This window comes from Micromonospora globosa (assembly GCF_000717585.1).
In the GTDB taxonomy this organism is placed as follows: Bacteria; Actinomycetota; Actinomycetes; order Mycobacteriales; family Micromonosporaceae; genus Micromonospora; species Micromonospora aurantiaca.
Genome location: NZ_JNZR01000027.1, coordinates 169,077 through 181,760 on the forward strand (window position 1 = coordinate 169,077; position 12,684 = coordinate 181,760).

The following is a 12,684-nucleotide window of genomic DNA, read 5'->3' on the forward strand; positions in this document are numbered from 1 at the left end:
GCCGGGCCTCCTCGTCAGGCCGTCAGCGGCGCGGGCAGCGGCTCGCGGTGCAGCACGGCCAGGCGGGAGACCGCCCGGGTCAGCACCACGTAGAGGCGGTGCAGCCCACGCGGCTCGGCGGCCACGATCGCGGCCGGCTCGACGACCACCACGTGGTCGTACTCCAGGCCCTTCACCAGCGTCGCCGGGACCACAGTGACGCGCGCCGCGGCCTCGACGTCGTCGGCCGTAGCGGTCTCGACGCCCGCGTCGGCGAGCGCCGCGCGGAGCCGGTCGACCGCGTCGTCCGCCGCGATCACACCGACCGAGCCGTCGTGCGCGAGCGCCGCCCGCACCTCGGCCACCGTCGCGGCCGTCAGGTCCTCGGCGGTACGCACATCGAGCGCGCCGTCGTTGCGCAGCGACCGGGCCGGGGGTACGTCGACGGCGAGCGCCGGCAGCAGCCGGTTCGCGAACGCCACCACGGCGGCGGGCACCCGGAAGCCCACGCTCAGCGGCACCACTGCCGCGTCCGGCTTGCCCAGGTGGGCCAGGGAGTCCCGCCAGTCGGTGGCCGCCCACGGCGCGGTGCCCTGGGCCAGGTCGCCGAGCAGCGTGATCGAGCCGTGCTCGCTGCGCCGGGCGATGGCCCGGCACTGCATCGGGGAGAGGTCCTGCGCCTCGTCGACCACCACGTGCCCGAAGCCGGCGGGCCGTTCCAGCAGCCCGGCCACCTCGTCGATGAGCACCGCGTCGGCGGCGGTCCACCGGGTCGCCTTCGCGGTGCGGCTGATCTTGCCGGAGCGGAACAGCTCCTGCTCCTCGGGCGTGAGCAGGCCGTCCGCGGCGGCGGCGAGCGCCTCGGCGTCGGTACGCAGCCGGTGCACCAGCCCGTCCGGGGTGAGCGCCGGCCAGACCGCGTCGAGCAGGTCGGTGACCGGCTTGATCCGGCTCATCCGGCGCAGCCAGGCGTCGCTCGGTGACTCCGCCCGGCGCGCCTCCGCCTGGCGTTGCAGCAGCCCCACCACCCGCGCCCGGACCCGCTCCCGGCCGGTGGCGTAGGGCAGCCCTTCCCCGCGAGTCTCGGTGACCAGCCGGTGCAGCGGGTCCAGCCCGATCCGCCACCGGTACGAGCCGTCCGACACCATGATCGGCTCGGTCGGCGTACCGATGTGGGCCTCGACGGCCCGGCGCAGCACCTCGGCCATCCGGACGTCGTGCTTGAGCGCGGCGGCGGCCGGGTCGTCGACCGCGCGGACCGGCACCCGCGCGACCAGGTCCTCCACTGTGGCCTGCTCGACCTCGACCTCACCGAGCGCGGGCAGCACCGCCGCGATGTACGACAGGAACGCCCGGTTCGGCCCGACGATCAGCACGCCCGAGCGGCGCAGCCGTTCCCGGTGCAGATAGAGCAGGTACGCGGCGCGGTGCAGCCCGACCGCCGTCTTCCCGGTGCCCGGTGCGCCCTGCACGCAGATCGAGTCGGCCAGGTCAGCCCGGACCAGCTCGTCCTGCTCCGGCTGGATGGTGGCGACGATGTCGCGCATCGGGCCGACGCGGGGGCGCTCGATCTCGGCGGTGAGGATGCGGCTGGCGGTGCCGAGTTCCTCGCCCCGGTCCAGGTGCTCGTCCTCGAAGCTGGTCAGCGTCCCGGCGCTGAACCCGAACCGGCGGCGTACGGCGACACCCTGCGGGTCGCGCGCGCTCGCCCGGTAGAAGGACCGGGAGACCGGGGCCCGCCAGTCCAGCACCAGCGGTTCGCCCAGCTCGTCGGTGACGTGCCGCCGCCCGACGTGGTACTCCCGCCCGGCGTGGTCCGGGTCGTCGCCGCCGAAGTCCAGGCGGCCGAAGAACAGCGGGGTGGTCGGGTCGTCGGCCAGCTCCTTGACCCGCCGGGCCATGTGCCGGCCGAGCTGCTCGGCTGTGTACGAGTCTCCGGCCACCTTGTCGCCGGTGGAGAAGAGCGCCTCGGCGCGTTCCCGCATCCGGGTCAGCGCGGCGCGGGAGGCGTCGAGGTGGGCACGCTCGGCGGCCAGTTCGGCGTCGAGGCTCGGTGTGGCGTCAAGGTCGGTTGCGGGCACGATGAACTCCGATGGCTCAACTGAGGCTCGCTCGCGTGTCCGGGGCGGTTGGCCTGCTCCCGGCGCGGGGACGTCCGCTGCGGTGCATGCTCACCGCGGCCGTCGGGCGGTCCTCCACGCTACGGGAGCACCGGCCGGTCGCGCCAACGATTTTCGGGATGGCTGGCGTTTCGCTCGACCCGGCCTCCACCTTAAGAATATTATTAAGTCCGGAGGTGGGGGATGGAGTGGGAGATCCTGATGACAGGGCAGGTGGAGGAGTTCCTCGATCAGCTCTACGTCCTCGACCGCGACTCCCATCGCCTCGTCAACCAGGCCATCCTGGTGCTGGAACGCAACGGGCCCGCCGAGGGGCGACCTCTCGTCGACAGCATCACCGCCTCGCGTCTGAGCAACCTCAAGGAGCTGCGACCGCCGTCGGCGGGGCGCACCGAGATCAGGATCCTGTTCGTCTTCGATCCATGGCGCTCAGCGGTGCTGCTGGTCGCCGGCGACAAGTCCGGGCAGTGGACACGGTGGTACCGCGAAGCCATACCGGAGGCGGAGCAGCTGTACGACACGTACCTGAAGGAACGGCAGGAGGAGAACCGATGAGCGGCGTCAAGCGCTGGCGTGACACCACCCACCTGGACCGGGCGATCGACACTGCCGGCGGCCCGCGCGCGTTCGAGGCCGAGGTCGGGGAGATGCTCGATCAGGCGCGTGGGTGGCGGCTCGCCGAGCTGCGCAAGCGGCGGGAGATGACGCAGGAGCAGGTGGCGTCGAGGATGGGTGTCTCGGTCGCCCGGGTCTCGCAGATCGAGGCGGGCAACGTCGCGACCCAGGAGGTGCTCGCGCGCTACATCGGTGCGCTCGGCGGCACCCTCAAGTTGATCGCCGACTTCGGCGACGAGCAGCTCAAGGTCGCCTGAATCCGATGGTTCCACCGCTGGATCCCGGCGTCCGCCGACGCGGGATCATTGAGGCATGACCGAGGCGCTTCCCGGCCGGAGCCGGGTGACGATCAGTGATCCGCAGGTGATGCGGGCACTCGCTCACCCGGCCCGCATGGCGATCATGGAACATCTCGGCACGCTGGAGGGCGGTGCGACGGCCACCGAGTGCGCCGAGATCGCCGGCCTCTCGCCGAGCGCCACCAGCTATCACCTGCGCGAGCTGGCGAAGTTCGGGCTGGTCCAGCAGGCGCCCGGGCGGGGTGACGCCCGGGAGCGGCTCTGGCAGGCGGTGAATCCGTCGTACCACGTCGAGGTGGGGCCGGACGCCGACCCGGAGGCGCGTGCCGCCGAGGCGGCCCTGGTCGAGGCGCACATGGTCCGCGACGCCCAGCGGGTACGGGACTGGTTGCGCCGCGCGCCGGACGAGTCGCCGGAGTGGTACGCGGCGACCTGGTTCAGCGACAGCATGCTGCTCATGACCGCCGAGGAGCTGACCGAGCTGAACCAGGCGATCCAGGCGCTGATGGAGCCGTACCGGCGGCGGACCCGGACCGATCCACCGGCCGGGGCCCGGCCGGTGGCGACGCAGTACCGGGCGATGCCCGTCGACTGAGGGGGTTGCGCGCGTCAGTTGTGAAGGATTACTTTCGAAGTATGTCCTTCACAACTGACGAGTCGCGCTGGCCGGACGTCTGGCTCGCGGCCACCGCGCGCGGCATCTCCAGTTGCGGGGACTTCCTCGCCGCCGCCACGCTCACGCTCGCCCTCCAGTCCGCCGGCGCCGGCGGACTCGCCGTCTCCGGGCTGCTGCTCGCCGCGACGCTGCCGCTCGTGGTGCTCGCGCCGCTGACCGGCCGGCTCGCCGACCGGGTGGACAGCCGGGTGCTGCTCGTCGCCGCCGGTCTCGTGCAGGCCGCGGTCTGCCTGGCCCTCGCGTACGCGCGGGATCCGGTGCTGGTGATCGCACTCGTGGCGCTGCTCGCGACCGGGCTCGCGGTCACCCAGCCGGCGATCGCCGCGCTGGTGCCGGTGATGGTCCGGTTCGAGGACCTGCCCCGGGCGGGCGCGCTCAACCAGACCGCCGGGACGCTCGGCGCGCTCGCCGGTCCGGCGCTGGCCGGGCTGCTCGTCGGGCAGTTCGGCACCCGGGTGCCGCTGCTCGTTGACGCGTTCAGCTACCTCGCGCTGGTGGCGGCCGGGCTGCTCATCCGTACCCGCAGGGGAGGGCGCCGGACGCGGGCCGCGGTCGCCGCGGCGGTCGCGCCCGCGTGGCGGCTGCGCCGCGACCCGCTGCTGACGGTGATGGTCGGCAGCGTGGCCGCGGTGATCGGCGCGGTCGGCGCAGTGAACGTGATCGAGGTCTTCTTCATCCGGGAGACGCTCGGCAGCAGCACCACCGTGTACGGCCTGGTCACCGGCTCCTGGACGCTCGGCATCGTGCTCGGCGCGTGGCTGTTCGCCCGGGTCGCCCGCCGGCTCGCCGACGACGGCGCGCTGCTCGGGGCCGGGCTGGTGCTGCTCGGCGGCTGCTGCCTGGCGGTGCTCGTCTCGGCCGCGGTGCCCTCGGCCTGGCTGCTCGTGCCCATCTGGCTGGCGGGCGGCGTGGCGAACGGTGGCAACAACGTCTTCGACCAGTTGCTGCTGGCCCGGCGGGTGCCCGAGGCGTCCCGGGGCCGGGCGTTCGCGGTCTTCGGAGCGGCGGCGCAGGGGGCGGCGATGGGCGGCTACCTGGTCGGGGGGCTGCTGCTGGAGGTGGCCGGCCCGCGCGTCCTGATCGCCGGCTGCGGCGTGGCCGGCCTGCTGGTCGTGGTGGCGCTGCTCGGGCCGGTTCGCCGCGCGGTACGCGCCGAGCGCGCCGCCGCCCGTACGGCCACGCCTGCCGCCGTCTCCGTAGCGGCGAAGTCCGTCTGACCGCTGGCGTTAAGAAGGGGCCCTTCCTCTACCGGAGGCGTTAACAAGGGGCCCTTCCTTCCCGCCGGGTGCGGAGTTCACCACTCGATCGGATCCCCCGGCGGCGCGGCGGAAGCCACGGCGATACGGTCGGGTCATGGCCGACCGCATCGCCCGCCCCCGGGTGGGGCACATCCAGTTCCTCAACTGCCTGCCCATCTACTGGGGGCTGATGCGGTCCGGCGCGCTGATCGACGTCGACCTGCACAAGGACTCGCCGGACCGGCTGAGCGCCGACCTGGTCGCCGGTGACCTGGACATCGGCCCGATCACGCTGGTGGAGTTCCTCAAGCACGCCGACGACCTGCTGCTCCTGCCCGACCTGGCGGTCGGCAGCGACGGGCCGGTGCTCTCGGTGAACGTGGTGTCCACCCGCCCGCTGGGCGAGCTGGACGGCGCCCGGGTGGCGCTCGGCTCCACCTCGCGTACCGGGGTGCTGCTGGCCCAGCTGCTGCTCGCCGAGCGGCACGGCGTGCGCCCGGAGTACTTCCGCTGCCCGCCGGACCTCACCCAGATGCTGCTGGAGGCCGACGCCGGAGTGCTCATCGGCGACGTGGCGCTGCGCGCGCTCTACGAGGCGCCGGCCAAGGGCCTCGAGGTGACCGACCTGGGGCAGGCGTGGCACGACTGGACCGGCCTGCCGATGGTGTTCGCCGTCTGGGCGGTACGCCGCGAGTTCGCCGCCGCCCACCCGGGCCTGGTCAAGGAGGTGCACGAGGCGTTCCTGCGCTCGCGCGACCTGTGCCTGGCCGAGCTGGACCAGGTGGCGGAGGCGGCGGCCCGCTGGGAGACGTTCGACGCGGCCACGCTCGCCACGTACTTCCGGGCGCTCGACTTCTCGCTGGGCGAGCGGCAGGTGGCCGGGCTGCGCGAGTTCGCCCGCCGGGCGGCCGCGCACGGGGAGGTGCCGGCGCTGCCGGCCGGCGGCCCGGAGTTCTTCCAGGGCTGACCGCGAGGGCTGACCGCGCGGGCCGCGCGAGGGCCGGCCGCGCGGAGTCAGGCCGGGCGTGCCTGGGTCAGGTCGCCGGGCGCAGCAGCGCCTTGGTGATCCGTTCGCAGGCGTCCATGCCGTACTCCCAGCCGCCTTCGACGCCGAACGGGGTGCGCAGCATCACGCCCATCGTCCAGGTGTCGCCGATGGCCAGGCAGTTGACGTGGTACTCCTCTTCCTTGTCCCGGTCGATCCACCCGTTCTTGATGGCGATCTTCTTCTGCTGGGCCGCCGGGAACGCCTTGCGGATGCCGAAGTCGCCGGGAGCGCGTACCTGGCGCATCTCGTTGAGCAGCCACTTGGTCCACTTCGGCCCGGCCGCCCGGCCGTCGTCGATGCAGAGACCGAGGCGCGCGGTGTCCCGAGGGGACAGCTCGGTGCGGCTCCAGCCGCCGTCGGAGGCGACCTCGCTGTCGGTCAGCCTGCAGATCGAGATCAGCCGCTCGATCGAGTCCGAGCCGCCGACGTTCTCGTAGAACTCCTGCGCCCGGGTGTTGTCGCTGTCCCGGATGATCTTCGTGGCGTCGGCCAGCTTCGCGTCGCTCGGTGTCCGGCCTTCCGCGGCGCTCAGGCGCAGGTAGTCGGCCACCACCCAGGACTTGATCAGGGACGCGGTGGTGCTCGTCTCGCCCATGTTCGCCGAGCCGATGATCTTCCCGGTGCGCTTGTCCAGCACGGACCAGGCGTACCAGCCCTTGATCTTGAGGCTGTCCAGGTTCTTCGCCTGGAACGGCAGCGGGGCGATCGACGGTGAGGGGGCGACACGCGGCGCGTTGCGGTCGACGGACTGCTGCGTGGACCGTTCGCTCGTCGGCTCGGGATGCGAGTTCGCGGTGGCCTCCAGCGGGGAGCCGGGGATCACACGCAGGGAGAGGCCGAGCAGGCCGACGAGGGCCGCAGCCAGGGCGCTGAACGCGAGCGGGCGCCGGTAGCTGCCGGGCCGACGCCGGGCACCGGCCATCAGAGCTTCCCGACCGGCTGTTGCGGCACCTTGAGCGCGGCGCCGGGCTGCGGCGCCACGAGTTGGGTGGCGACGGCGGCGCACATCTTCGCACCGTACGGCAGACCGGAGCTGCCCGGGTACCGCATCATCACGGAGAGACTCCACTTGTCGGTGAACGCCAGGCAGCTGACGTGCCAGTTGCCGTCGTAGGCGAGCTGCGTCCAGCCGTTCTTCATGTGCACCGGGCCCTGCGACTTGATCGTCGCCGGCAGGCCGTCGATGATGCCCCACCGGCCGCCGCCGGACCGCGCGCCCTGCTTGCTGACGCTGCCGGCCACCTTGGTCATCTCGCTGAGCAGCCACTTGGTCCACTTGGGGCCGGCGGCGCGGCCGTCGGCGATGCAGTCGCCGAGGCGGGCCGCGTCCCGGGGGGACATCTCGGTGAAGCTCCACCAGCCCTTGTAGTCGGGCACGCTGCCGGGCCTGGTGTCGGTCAGGCCACAGATCTGGATCGCCCGCGCGATGACCGGGTCGGGCCGGCCGCCCGGCTGGGGCTTGTAGGAACCGCCCGCCGCCCGGTACACCACGTTCGCGCCGTCGTCGTCGCTGTCCCGGATCGCCAGGATCGCCGCCTTCTTGAGCCCGGCGCTCGGCTGCTTGTCGCCGAGCTGGCGAAGGTAGTCCGCGATGATCCAGGCCTTGAGCATCGACTCGGTGGAGCTGGTCTGGTTCATGTTCTTCGCGCCGGTGACAGTGCCGGTCTCGCGGTCCATCAGGGCCCAGGAGAAGAACTCACCCTTGAAGTTCACCGACACCGGGGCGTCGGCGAGCGTCGGGGGCGCCGGCGCGGTCGGTGCCGGCGCCGGGACCTGCTCGCCGCCGCCGAGGCCGCCCGCGCCGTCTCCGCCGGAGAGCTTCGCGTACGCGGCCGGCACCAGCATGACGCCGCCGATGAGGACCGCCACGATGGCGAGCACCAAGGTCACGCGAGGTCGCATGAGTGGTGAGCTCCAGATGTCTGGCCGGGGGGACCGGCGCTTCCGCATGGGTTCGGCCCGGTCGCCACTAGGCCGGGGGACGGTGGCCTGAACGGTGACGATCATGAAGCCGAACGGTTTGCCGGTCGGAAGTCTACTTCCGGACAGCGCGGATGCCAGGTCTCGACACCCGTGACTTTGCCGGGTGGGCGGGATATTGAGCTGCTTTGCCGCTCTTGGGGGATTTCTGCGATTCACAGTGATCGACATCACAGCTAGCAGGGCCGATGGCGGCACGCGCACGTCCGGTGACGCGAGGTGGCCCTCGAAACCTGTTACACCCTCTGGTGTCATTCGTGGCGAGCTGTAACACTGGCTGCATGTATGGCAACGACTTCGCCCCGCCGGAGGACGCTCCGGGCGGCGGCCTGCTCGGCGAGGTGGAGGCGGCGGAGGCGGCGCTGCGCGAGGCGGCGGCGCGCGCCCGGCGCGGTGGTCCGGCCCCGGACGAGGACGTCGAGGCGTACTTCGCCGACGTCATCAACGCGGACCAGAAGATCGAACCCCGCGACTGGATGCCCGAGGCGTACCGCAGGACGCTGATCCGGCAGATCGCCCAGCACGCCCACTCCGAGATCATCGGTATGCAGCCGGAGGGCAACTGGATCAGCCGGGCGCCCTCGCTCAAGCGCAAGGCGATCCTGCTGGCCAAGGTGCAGGACGAGGCCGGTCACGGCCTCTACCTCTACGCGGCCGCCGAGACGCTCGGGATCAGCCGCGACGAGCTGGTGGATCTGCTGCTCGACGGCCGGCAGAAGTACAGCTCGATCTTCAACTACCCGACCCTGACCTGGGCCGACGTGGGTGCGATCGGCTGGCTCGTGGACGGCGCGGCGATCGTCAACCAGGTGCCGCTGTGCCGCTGCTCCTACGGCCCGTACGCCCGGGCGATGATCCGGGTCTGCAAGGAGGAGTCGTTCCACCAGCGGCAGGGTTACGAGATCCTGCACACGCTGGCGCACGGCACCCCGGCGCAGAAGGCGATGGCCCAGGACGCGGTGGACCGCTGGTGGTACCCGTCACTGGCCATGTTCGGCCCGCCGGACGGCGACTCGACGCACAGCGCCCAGTCCATGGCCTGGAAGATCAAGCGTTTCTCCAACGACGAGCTGCGCCAGCGCTTCGTCGACATGTGCGTCGGCCAGGCGGAGGTGCTCGGCCTCATCCTCCCTGACCTGGACCTGCGCTGGAACGACGAGCGGCAGGCGTACGACTACACCCAGCCCGACTACGACGAGCTGATGCGGGTGATCAAGGGCAACGGGCCGTGCAACCGGGAGCGCATGGCGCACCGGCGCAAGGCGCACGCCGACGGCGCGTGGGTACGGGAGGCCGCCGCGGCGTACGCCGCGAAGCGGGCGGAACGAAAGGAACCGGTGGCGGCATGAGCGAACGCACCGAGCGAAGCGAGGGCCGTGAGTGCATGCCCAGCCAGCACGGCATGAACAGCGCGTCCTCTCCCCTGTGGGAGGTCTTCGTGCGGGCCCGCCGTGGCCTGTCGCACACGCACGTCGGCAGCCTGCACGCCCCCGACGCCGAGCTGGCCCTGCGCAACGCCCGGGATCTCTACACCCGCCGCCAGGAGGGCGTCTCCATCTGGGTGGTGCCGGCGAGCGCGATCACCGCGTCCAGCCCGGACGAGAAGGACGCGTTCTTCGACCCGGCCGCCGACAAGGTCTACCGCCACCCGACGTTCTACGAGGTCCCCGAAGGGGCTGCGCACCTATGAGCCTGTTCGACTTCACGCTGGCCGTCGGCGACGACGCGCTCATCGCCGCGCAGCGCCTCGGTGAGTGGACCTCCCGCGCGCCCGAGATGGAGGAGGACATCGCCCTCGCCAACATCGCCCTCGACCAGCTCGGCGCGGCGCGGCTGCTGCTCACGTACGCGGGCGAGCTGGAGGGCGCGGGCCGCGACGAGGACGACCTGGCCTACCTGCGCGACGACCGCGAGTTCCGCAACTGCCTGCTGGTCGAGCTGCCGAACGGCGACTTCGGTGTGACCATGGCGAAGCTGTTCTTCCTGGCCGCGTACCAGTCGCCGCTCTACACGGCGCTGGCCGGCTGCGCTGACGAGCGGCTGGCCGCGGTCGGGGCGAAGGCGCGCAAGGAGTCGGCGTACCACCTGGACCACGCCTCGCTGTGGGTGAAGCGGCTCGGCGACGGCACCGAGGAGTCGCACCGGCGCATGCAGGACGCGGTCGACCAGGTGTGGCCGTACGTCCACGAGCTGTTCGCCCCGGACCCGGCGGCGCCGGTCGACCCGTCCACCCTTCGGGCCGACTTCGACGCCACCGTGTCCGCCGTGCTGGACGAGGCCACGCTGATCCGGCCGGAGACGGGCTGGGCGCCCGGTGGCGGCCGGGACGGCCTGCACACCGAGCACCTCTCCTACCTGCTCGCCGAGATGCAGGTGCTGCACCGCGCCCACCCCGGAGCGAGCTGGTGAGCGCGAGGAGTGCAGCGGAGCGGAGCCCCGCAGTCGCGAACGGAGGGTGGCGCTGGTGACCGACGCCAGGGCGGCCGCGGCGGCGGTGGTGGACCCGGAGATCCGCGTCATCACCATCGACGAGCTGGGCATCCTGCGCGCGGTCGACGAGGAACCGGACACCGGCCGGGTCGTCGTCACCATCACCCCCACCTACACCGGCTGCCCGGCCATGGACGTGATCCGGGAGGACATCCGCCGGGCGCTGGCCGCCGCCGGGCATCCGGACGCCGAGGTCCGCACCGTCTACCACCCGGCGTGGAGCACCGACTGGATCTCCGAGGCCGGCCGGGCCAAGCTCGCCGCCGCCGGCATCGCCCCGCCCGCGCCGCGCGGCGACGACACGGTGGTGCCGCTGACCCTCGCCGTACGCTGTCCGCGCTGCGGGTCGCCGGAGACCACCCAGATCAGCCGCTTCGGCTCCACCGCGTGCAAGGCGCTGTGGCGCTGCCGCTCCTGTTCCGAACCCTTCGACCACCTGAAGGCGCTGTGACTGTCACCATCACCCGGCCGGTGCGCCGCCGGCCGGTCTTCCATCCGCTGCCCGTCGCCGCCGTGGACCGGCTCACCGACGACTCGGTGTCGATCACGTTCGCGGTACCGGAGGAGCTGCGCGAGACCTTCGCGTTCTCCGCCGGGCAGCACCTCACCGTCCGCCGCCCGGCCGACGGCGACGGCGAGGAGGTGCGGCGGTCGTACTCGATCTGCTCCACCCCCGACGAGCTGGCTCGGCACGGCCGGTTGCGGGTCGGGGTGCGTGAGGTTCCGGGTGGGGCGTTCTCCGCGTACGCCTGCGGCGCGCTGCGCGGCGGCGACACCGTCGAGGTGCTGCCGCCGCTGGGCCACTTCACCTCCGCGTTCACCCCGGACCGGGCCCGCCGGTACGGCGCGGTGGTCGCCGGTTCCGGCATCACCCCGGTCCTCGGGCTGGCCGCGACCGCGCTGGCGACCGAGCCGCGCAGCACGTTCACGCTCGTGTACGGCAACCGCACGGCGAACTCGGTGATGTTCGCCGAGGAACTGGCCGACCTGAAGGACCGCTACCCGACCCGGCTGCACCTGGTGCACGTGCTGTCCCGGGAGATGGGCGAGTCGGCGCTGCTGTCCGGGCGGATCGACGCCGACCGGCTGACCCGGCTGCTCGACACCGTCGTACCCGGTGACGAGATCGAGGAGTGGTTCCTCTGCGGCCCGTACGGCATGGTGGTGGACGCCAAGGCGGTGCTCGCGGGTCGCGGCGTGCCGGACGCGGCGGTGCACACCGAGCTGTTCCACGTCGACGCCCCGCCCGAGCCGGTGCGGCGCGAGACCGACCGGCCCGGGGCCGGCACCGAGGTGACGATCCTGCTGGACGGGCGCTCGTCCAGTTTCACTATGGGCCGGGACGAGCGGGTGCTCGACGCGGCCCTGCGGGTGCGCGGCGAGTTGCCGTACGCCTGCAAGGGCGGGGTGTGCTCGACCTGCCGGGCCAAGGTGACGTCCGGTGAGGTGACGATGGCGCGCAACTACGCGCTGGAGCCCGACGAGGTGGCAGCCGGTTACGTGCTGACCTGCCAGTCCAGCCCGGTCACCGACGAACTCACTGTCGACTACGACGCCTAGCGGCGCCGCCGGTCAGAACACCACGGGCGGTGCCGTGGCGGCGCGGCCACGGGCCCGGCTGACGTGCCCGCGCCACCCGCCGACCAGCGCGAGCAGGGTCCATCCCGCCGCGCCGAGCACGAGCATGCCCCGCTTACCGGCCGGGTCCACGTCCTGCGCGTCGGCCAGTTCCACCTCGCCCCGCGGGTCGACGAGCACTGTCAGTCGCTGGCCGACCCGGTAGCCGGGGGAACTGCCCCGGTAGACCAGCGGCTCGTCGAGCCGGCCGGTGTCGCCCTGGAGGACGAACTCGTGCCGCTTGCCGACGGTCTGCACGTCGGTGATGGTCACCTGCTGGGCGACGCCACGCTCCCGAAGCACCGACTCCGGGGCGAGCTGCACGGTGCCCACCAGCACGAACAGCGCAGGCAGCACCGACAGCAGGGTCAGCCACCAGCCCCGGTGCAGCAGGCGCAGGCCGACCGCGAAGGCGAGGCACCCGACCAGGGCGACGGAGATCGGCACCGCGATCGGCAGTCCCACGGTGAGGTGGGCGACCACCGCGCTGACCGCGATCACGGCGAGGCCGAAGCCGACGAGCACGGCGGTCATGGTGAGGGACCAGAGGGCGGAGCGGGCGCCGGCCACGCGTACGGGGGCGGGCGGCGGCGATACGACTGACACGCCGAGAGCGTAGGCG

14 protein-coding genes are annotated in these 12,684 nt (G+C 72.6%); 10 read left to right on the top strand and 4 right to left on the bottom strand.

Translation table 11 applies throughout. The features are described 5' to 3' along the window. Positions 1-14: 14 nt before the first annotated feature. Positions 15-2,060: a HelD family protein gene (locus IF06_RS0123385; protein WP_030273568.1), complete on the bottom strand. Its 2,046-nt coding sequence runs from the start codon at positions 2,058-2,060 to the stop codon at positions 15-17. A 222-nt stretch (positions 2,061-2,282) separates the two neighbouring features. Here IF06_RS0123385 and IF06_RS0123390 point away from each other — a divergent pair, with 222 nt between their 5' ends. The 5 genes from IF06_RS0123390 to IF06_RS0123410 all read left to right on the top strand — a co-directional run bounded on the left by IF06_RS0123390 (position 2,283) and on the right by IF06_RS0123410 (position 5,894). After that, on the top strand, positions 2,283-2,654 hold the full coding sequence (locus IF06_RS0123390) for a type II toxin-antitoxin system RelE/ParE family toxin (RefSeq protein WP_013473543.1): 372 nt from the start codon (positions 2,283-2,285) through the stop codon (positions 2,652-2,654). Then, positions 2,651-2,971 (top strand): helix-turn-helix domain-containing protein, encoded by a 321-nt coding sequence (locus IF06_RS0123395; protein ID WP_030273570.1) that lies wholly within the window; start codon positions 2,651-2,653, stop codon positions 2,969-2,971. Before IF06_RS0123390 ends, IF06_RS0123395 begins: the two co-directional genes overlap by 4 nt. 55 nt (positions 2,972-3,026) lie before the next feature. Further along, positions 3,027-3,608, top strand: a complete 582-nt coding sequence (locus IF06_RS0123400) for an ArsR/SmtB family transcription factor (RefSeq protein ID WP_013283582.1) — start codon at positions 3,027-3,029, stop codon at positions 3,606-3,608. A 41-nt stretch (positions 3,609-3,649) separates the two neighbouring features. Further along, positions 3,650-4,906: an MFS transporter gene (locus IF06_RS0123405; RefSeq protein WP_030273572.1), complete on the top strand. Its 1,257-nt coding sequence runs from the start codon at positions 3,650-3,652 to the stop codon at positions 4,904-4,906. A gap of 136 nt (positions 4,907-5,042) precedes the next feature. Beyond that, the gene (locus IF06_RS0123410) at positions 5,043-5,894 is read left to right on the top strand and encodes a menaquinone biosynthetic enzyme MqnA/MqnD family protein (protein ID WP_013283584.1); all 852 of its coding nucleotides are present in this window, start codon (positions 5,043-5,045) and stop codon (positions 5,892-5,894) included. A 67-nt stretch (positions 5,895-5,961) separates the two neighbouring features. Here the strand turns inward: IF06_RS0123410 and IF06_RS0123415 are convergent, their stop codons facing one another. After that, a complete protein-coding gene (locus IF06_RS0123415) occupies positions 5,962-6,897 on the bottom strand; it encodes a hypothetical protein (RefSeq protein ID WP_013283585.1) in 936 nt (311 codons plus the stop codon). Then, positions 6,897-7,877: a hypothetical protein gene (locus IF06_RS0123420; protein ID WP_030273574.1), complete on the bottom strand. Its 981-nt coding sequence runs from the start codon at positions 7,875-7,877 to the stop codon at positions 6,897-6,899. The genes IF06_RS0123415 and IF06_RS0123420 overlap by 1 nt, the downstream gene beginning before the upstream one ends. 359 nt (positions 7,878-8,236) lie before the next feature. Here IF06_RS0123420 and paaA point away from each other — a divergent pair, with 359 nt between their 5' ends. The 5 genes from paaA to paaE are packed head-to-tail and all read left to right on the top strand — an operon-like array spanning position 8,237 to position 12,005. Next, positions 8,237-9,304: a 1,2-phenylacetyl-CoA epoxidase subunit PaaA gene (gene paaA / locus IF06_RS0123425; RefSeq protein WP_030273576.1), complete on the top strand. Its 1,068-nt coding sequence runs from the start codon at positions 8,237-8,239 to the stop codon at positions 9,302-9,304. A gap of 53 nt (positions 9,305-9,357) precedes the next feature. Further along, the gene (gene paaB / locus IF06_RS0123430) at positions 9,358-9,645 is read left to right on the top strand and encodes a 1,2-phenylacetyl-CoA epoxidase subunit PaaB (RefSeq protein WP_013283588.1); all 288 of its coding nucleotides are present in this window, start codon (positions 9,358-9,360) and stop codon (positions 9,643-9,645) included. Then, positions 9,642-10,364, top strand: a complete 723-nt coding sequence (gene paaC, locus IF06_RS0123435; protein ID WP_013283589.1) for a 1,2-phenylacetyl-CoA epoxidase subunit PaaC — start codon at positions 9,642-9,644, stop codon at positions 10,362-10,364. The genes paaB and paaC overlap by 4 nt, the downstream gene beginning before the upstream one ends. 55 nt (positions 10,365-10,419) lie before the next feature. Beyond that, on the top strand, positions 10,420-10,896 hold the full coding sequence (paaD, locus tag IF06_RS0123440) for a 1,2-phenylacetyl-CoA epoxidase subunit PaaD (protein ID WP_013283590.1): 477 nt from the start codon (positions 10,420-10,422) through the stop codon (positions 10,894-10,896). Next, positions 10,893-12,005 (top strand): 1,2-phenylacetyl-CoA epoxidase subunit PaaE, encoded by a 1,113-nt coding sequence (gene paaE / locus IF06_RS0123445; RefSeq protein ID WP_030273580.1) that lies wholly within the window; start codon positions 10,893-10,895, stop codon positions 12,003-12,005. Before paaD ends, paaE begins: the two co-directional genes overlap by 4 nt. Before the next feature lie 12 nt (positions 12,006-12,017). Here paaE and IF06_RS0123450 read toward each other — a convergent pair whose 3' ends face one another. Next, the gene (locus IF06_RS0123450; RefSeq protein WP_232236752.1) at positions 12,018-12,668 is read right to left on the bottom strand and encodes a hypothetical protein; all 651 of its coding nucleotides are present in this window, start codon (positions 12,666-12,668) and stop codon (positions 12,018-12,020) included. Between the last annotated feature and the right edge of the window lie 16 nt (positions 12,669-12,684).

What these genes read in the sequence shown, in the direction of transcription:
- IF06_RS0123395 (WP_030273570.1), top strand. Translation starts at nt 2,651, where the DNA reads ATGAGCGGCGTCAAGCGCTGGCGTGACACCACCCACCTGGACCGGGCG.
- IF06_RS0123400 (WP_013283582.1), top strand. Translation starts at nt 3,027, where the DNA reads ATGACCGAGGCGCTTCCCGGCCGGAGCCGGGTGACGATCAGTGATCCG.
- IF06_RS0123415 (WP_013283585.1), bottom strand. Translation starts at nt 6,897, where the DNA reads ATGGCCGGTGCCCGGCGTCGGCCCGGCAGCTACCGGCGCCCGCTCGCG.
- paaB (WP_013283588.1), top strand. Translation starts at nt 9,358, where the DNA reads ATGAACAGCGCGTCCTCTCCCCTGTGGGAGGTCTTCGTGCGGGCCCGC.
- paaA (WP_030273576.1), top strand. Translation starts at nt 8,237, where the DNA reads ATGTATGGCAACGACTTCGCCCCGCCGGAGGACGCTCCGGGCGGCGGC.
- IF06_RS0123420 (WP_030273574.1), bottom strand. Translation starts at nt 7,877, where the DNA reads ATGCGACCTCGCGTGACCTTGGTGCTCGCCATCGTGGCGGTCCTCATC.
- IF06_RS0123405 (WP_030273572.1), top strand. Translation starts at nt 3,650, where the DNA reads ATGTCCTTCACAACTGACGAGTCGCGCTGGCCGGACGTCTGGCTCGCG.
- IF06_RS0123410 (WP_013283584.1), top strand. Translation starts at nt 5,043, where the DNA reads ATGGCCGACCGCATCGCCCGCCCCCGGGTGGGGCACATCCAGTTCCTC.
- IF06_RS0123390 (WP_013473543.1), top strand. Translation starts at nt 2,283, where the DNA reads ATGGAGTGGGAGATCCTGATGACAGGGCAGGTGGAGGAGTTCCTCGAT.
- paaC (WP_013283589.1), top strand. Translation starts at nt 9,642, where the DNA reads ATGAGCCTGTTCGACTTCACGCTGGCCGTCGGCGACGACGCGCTCATC.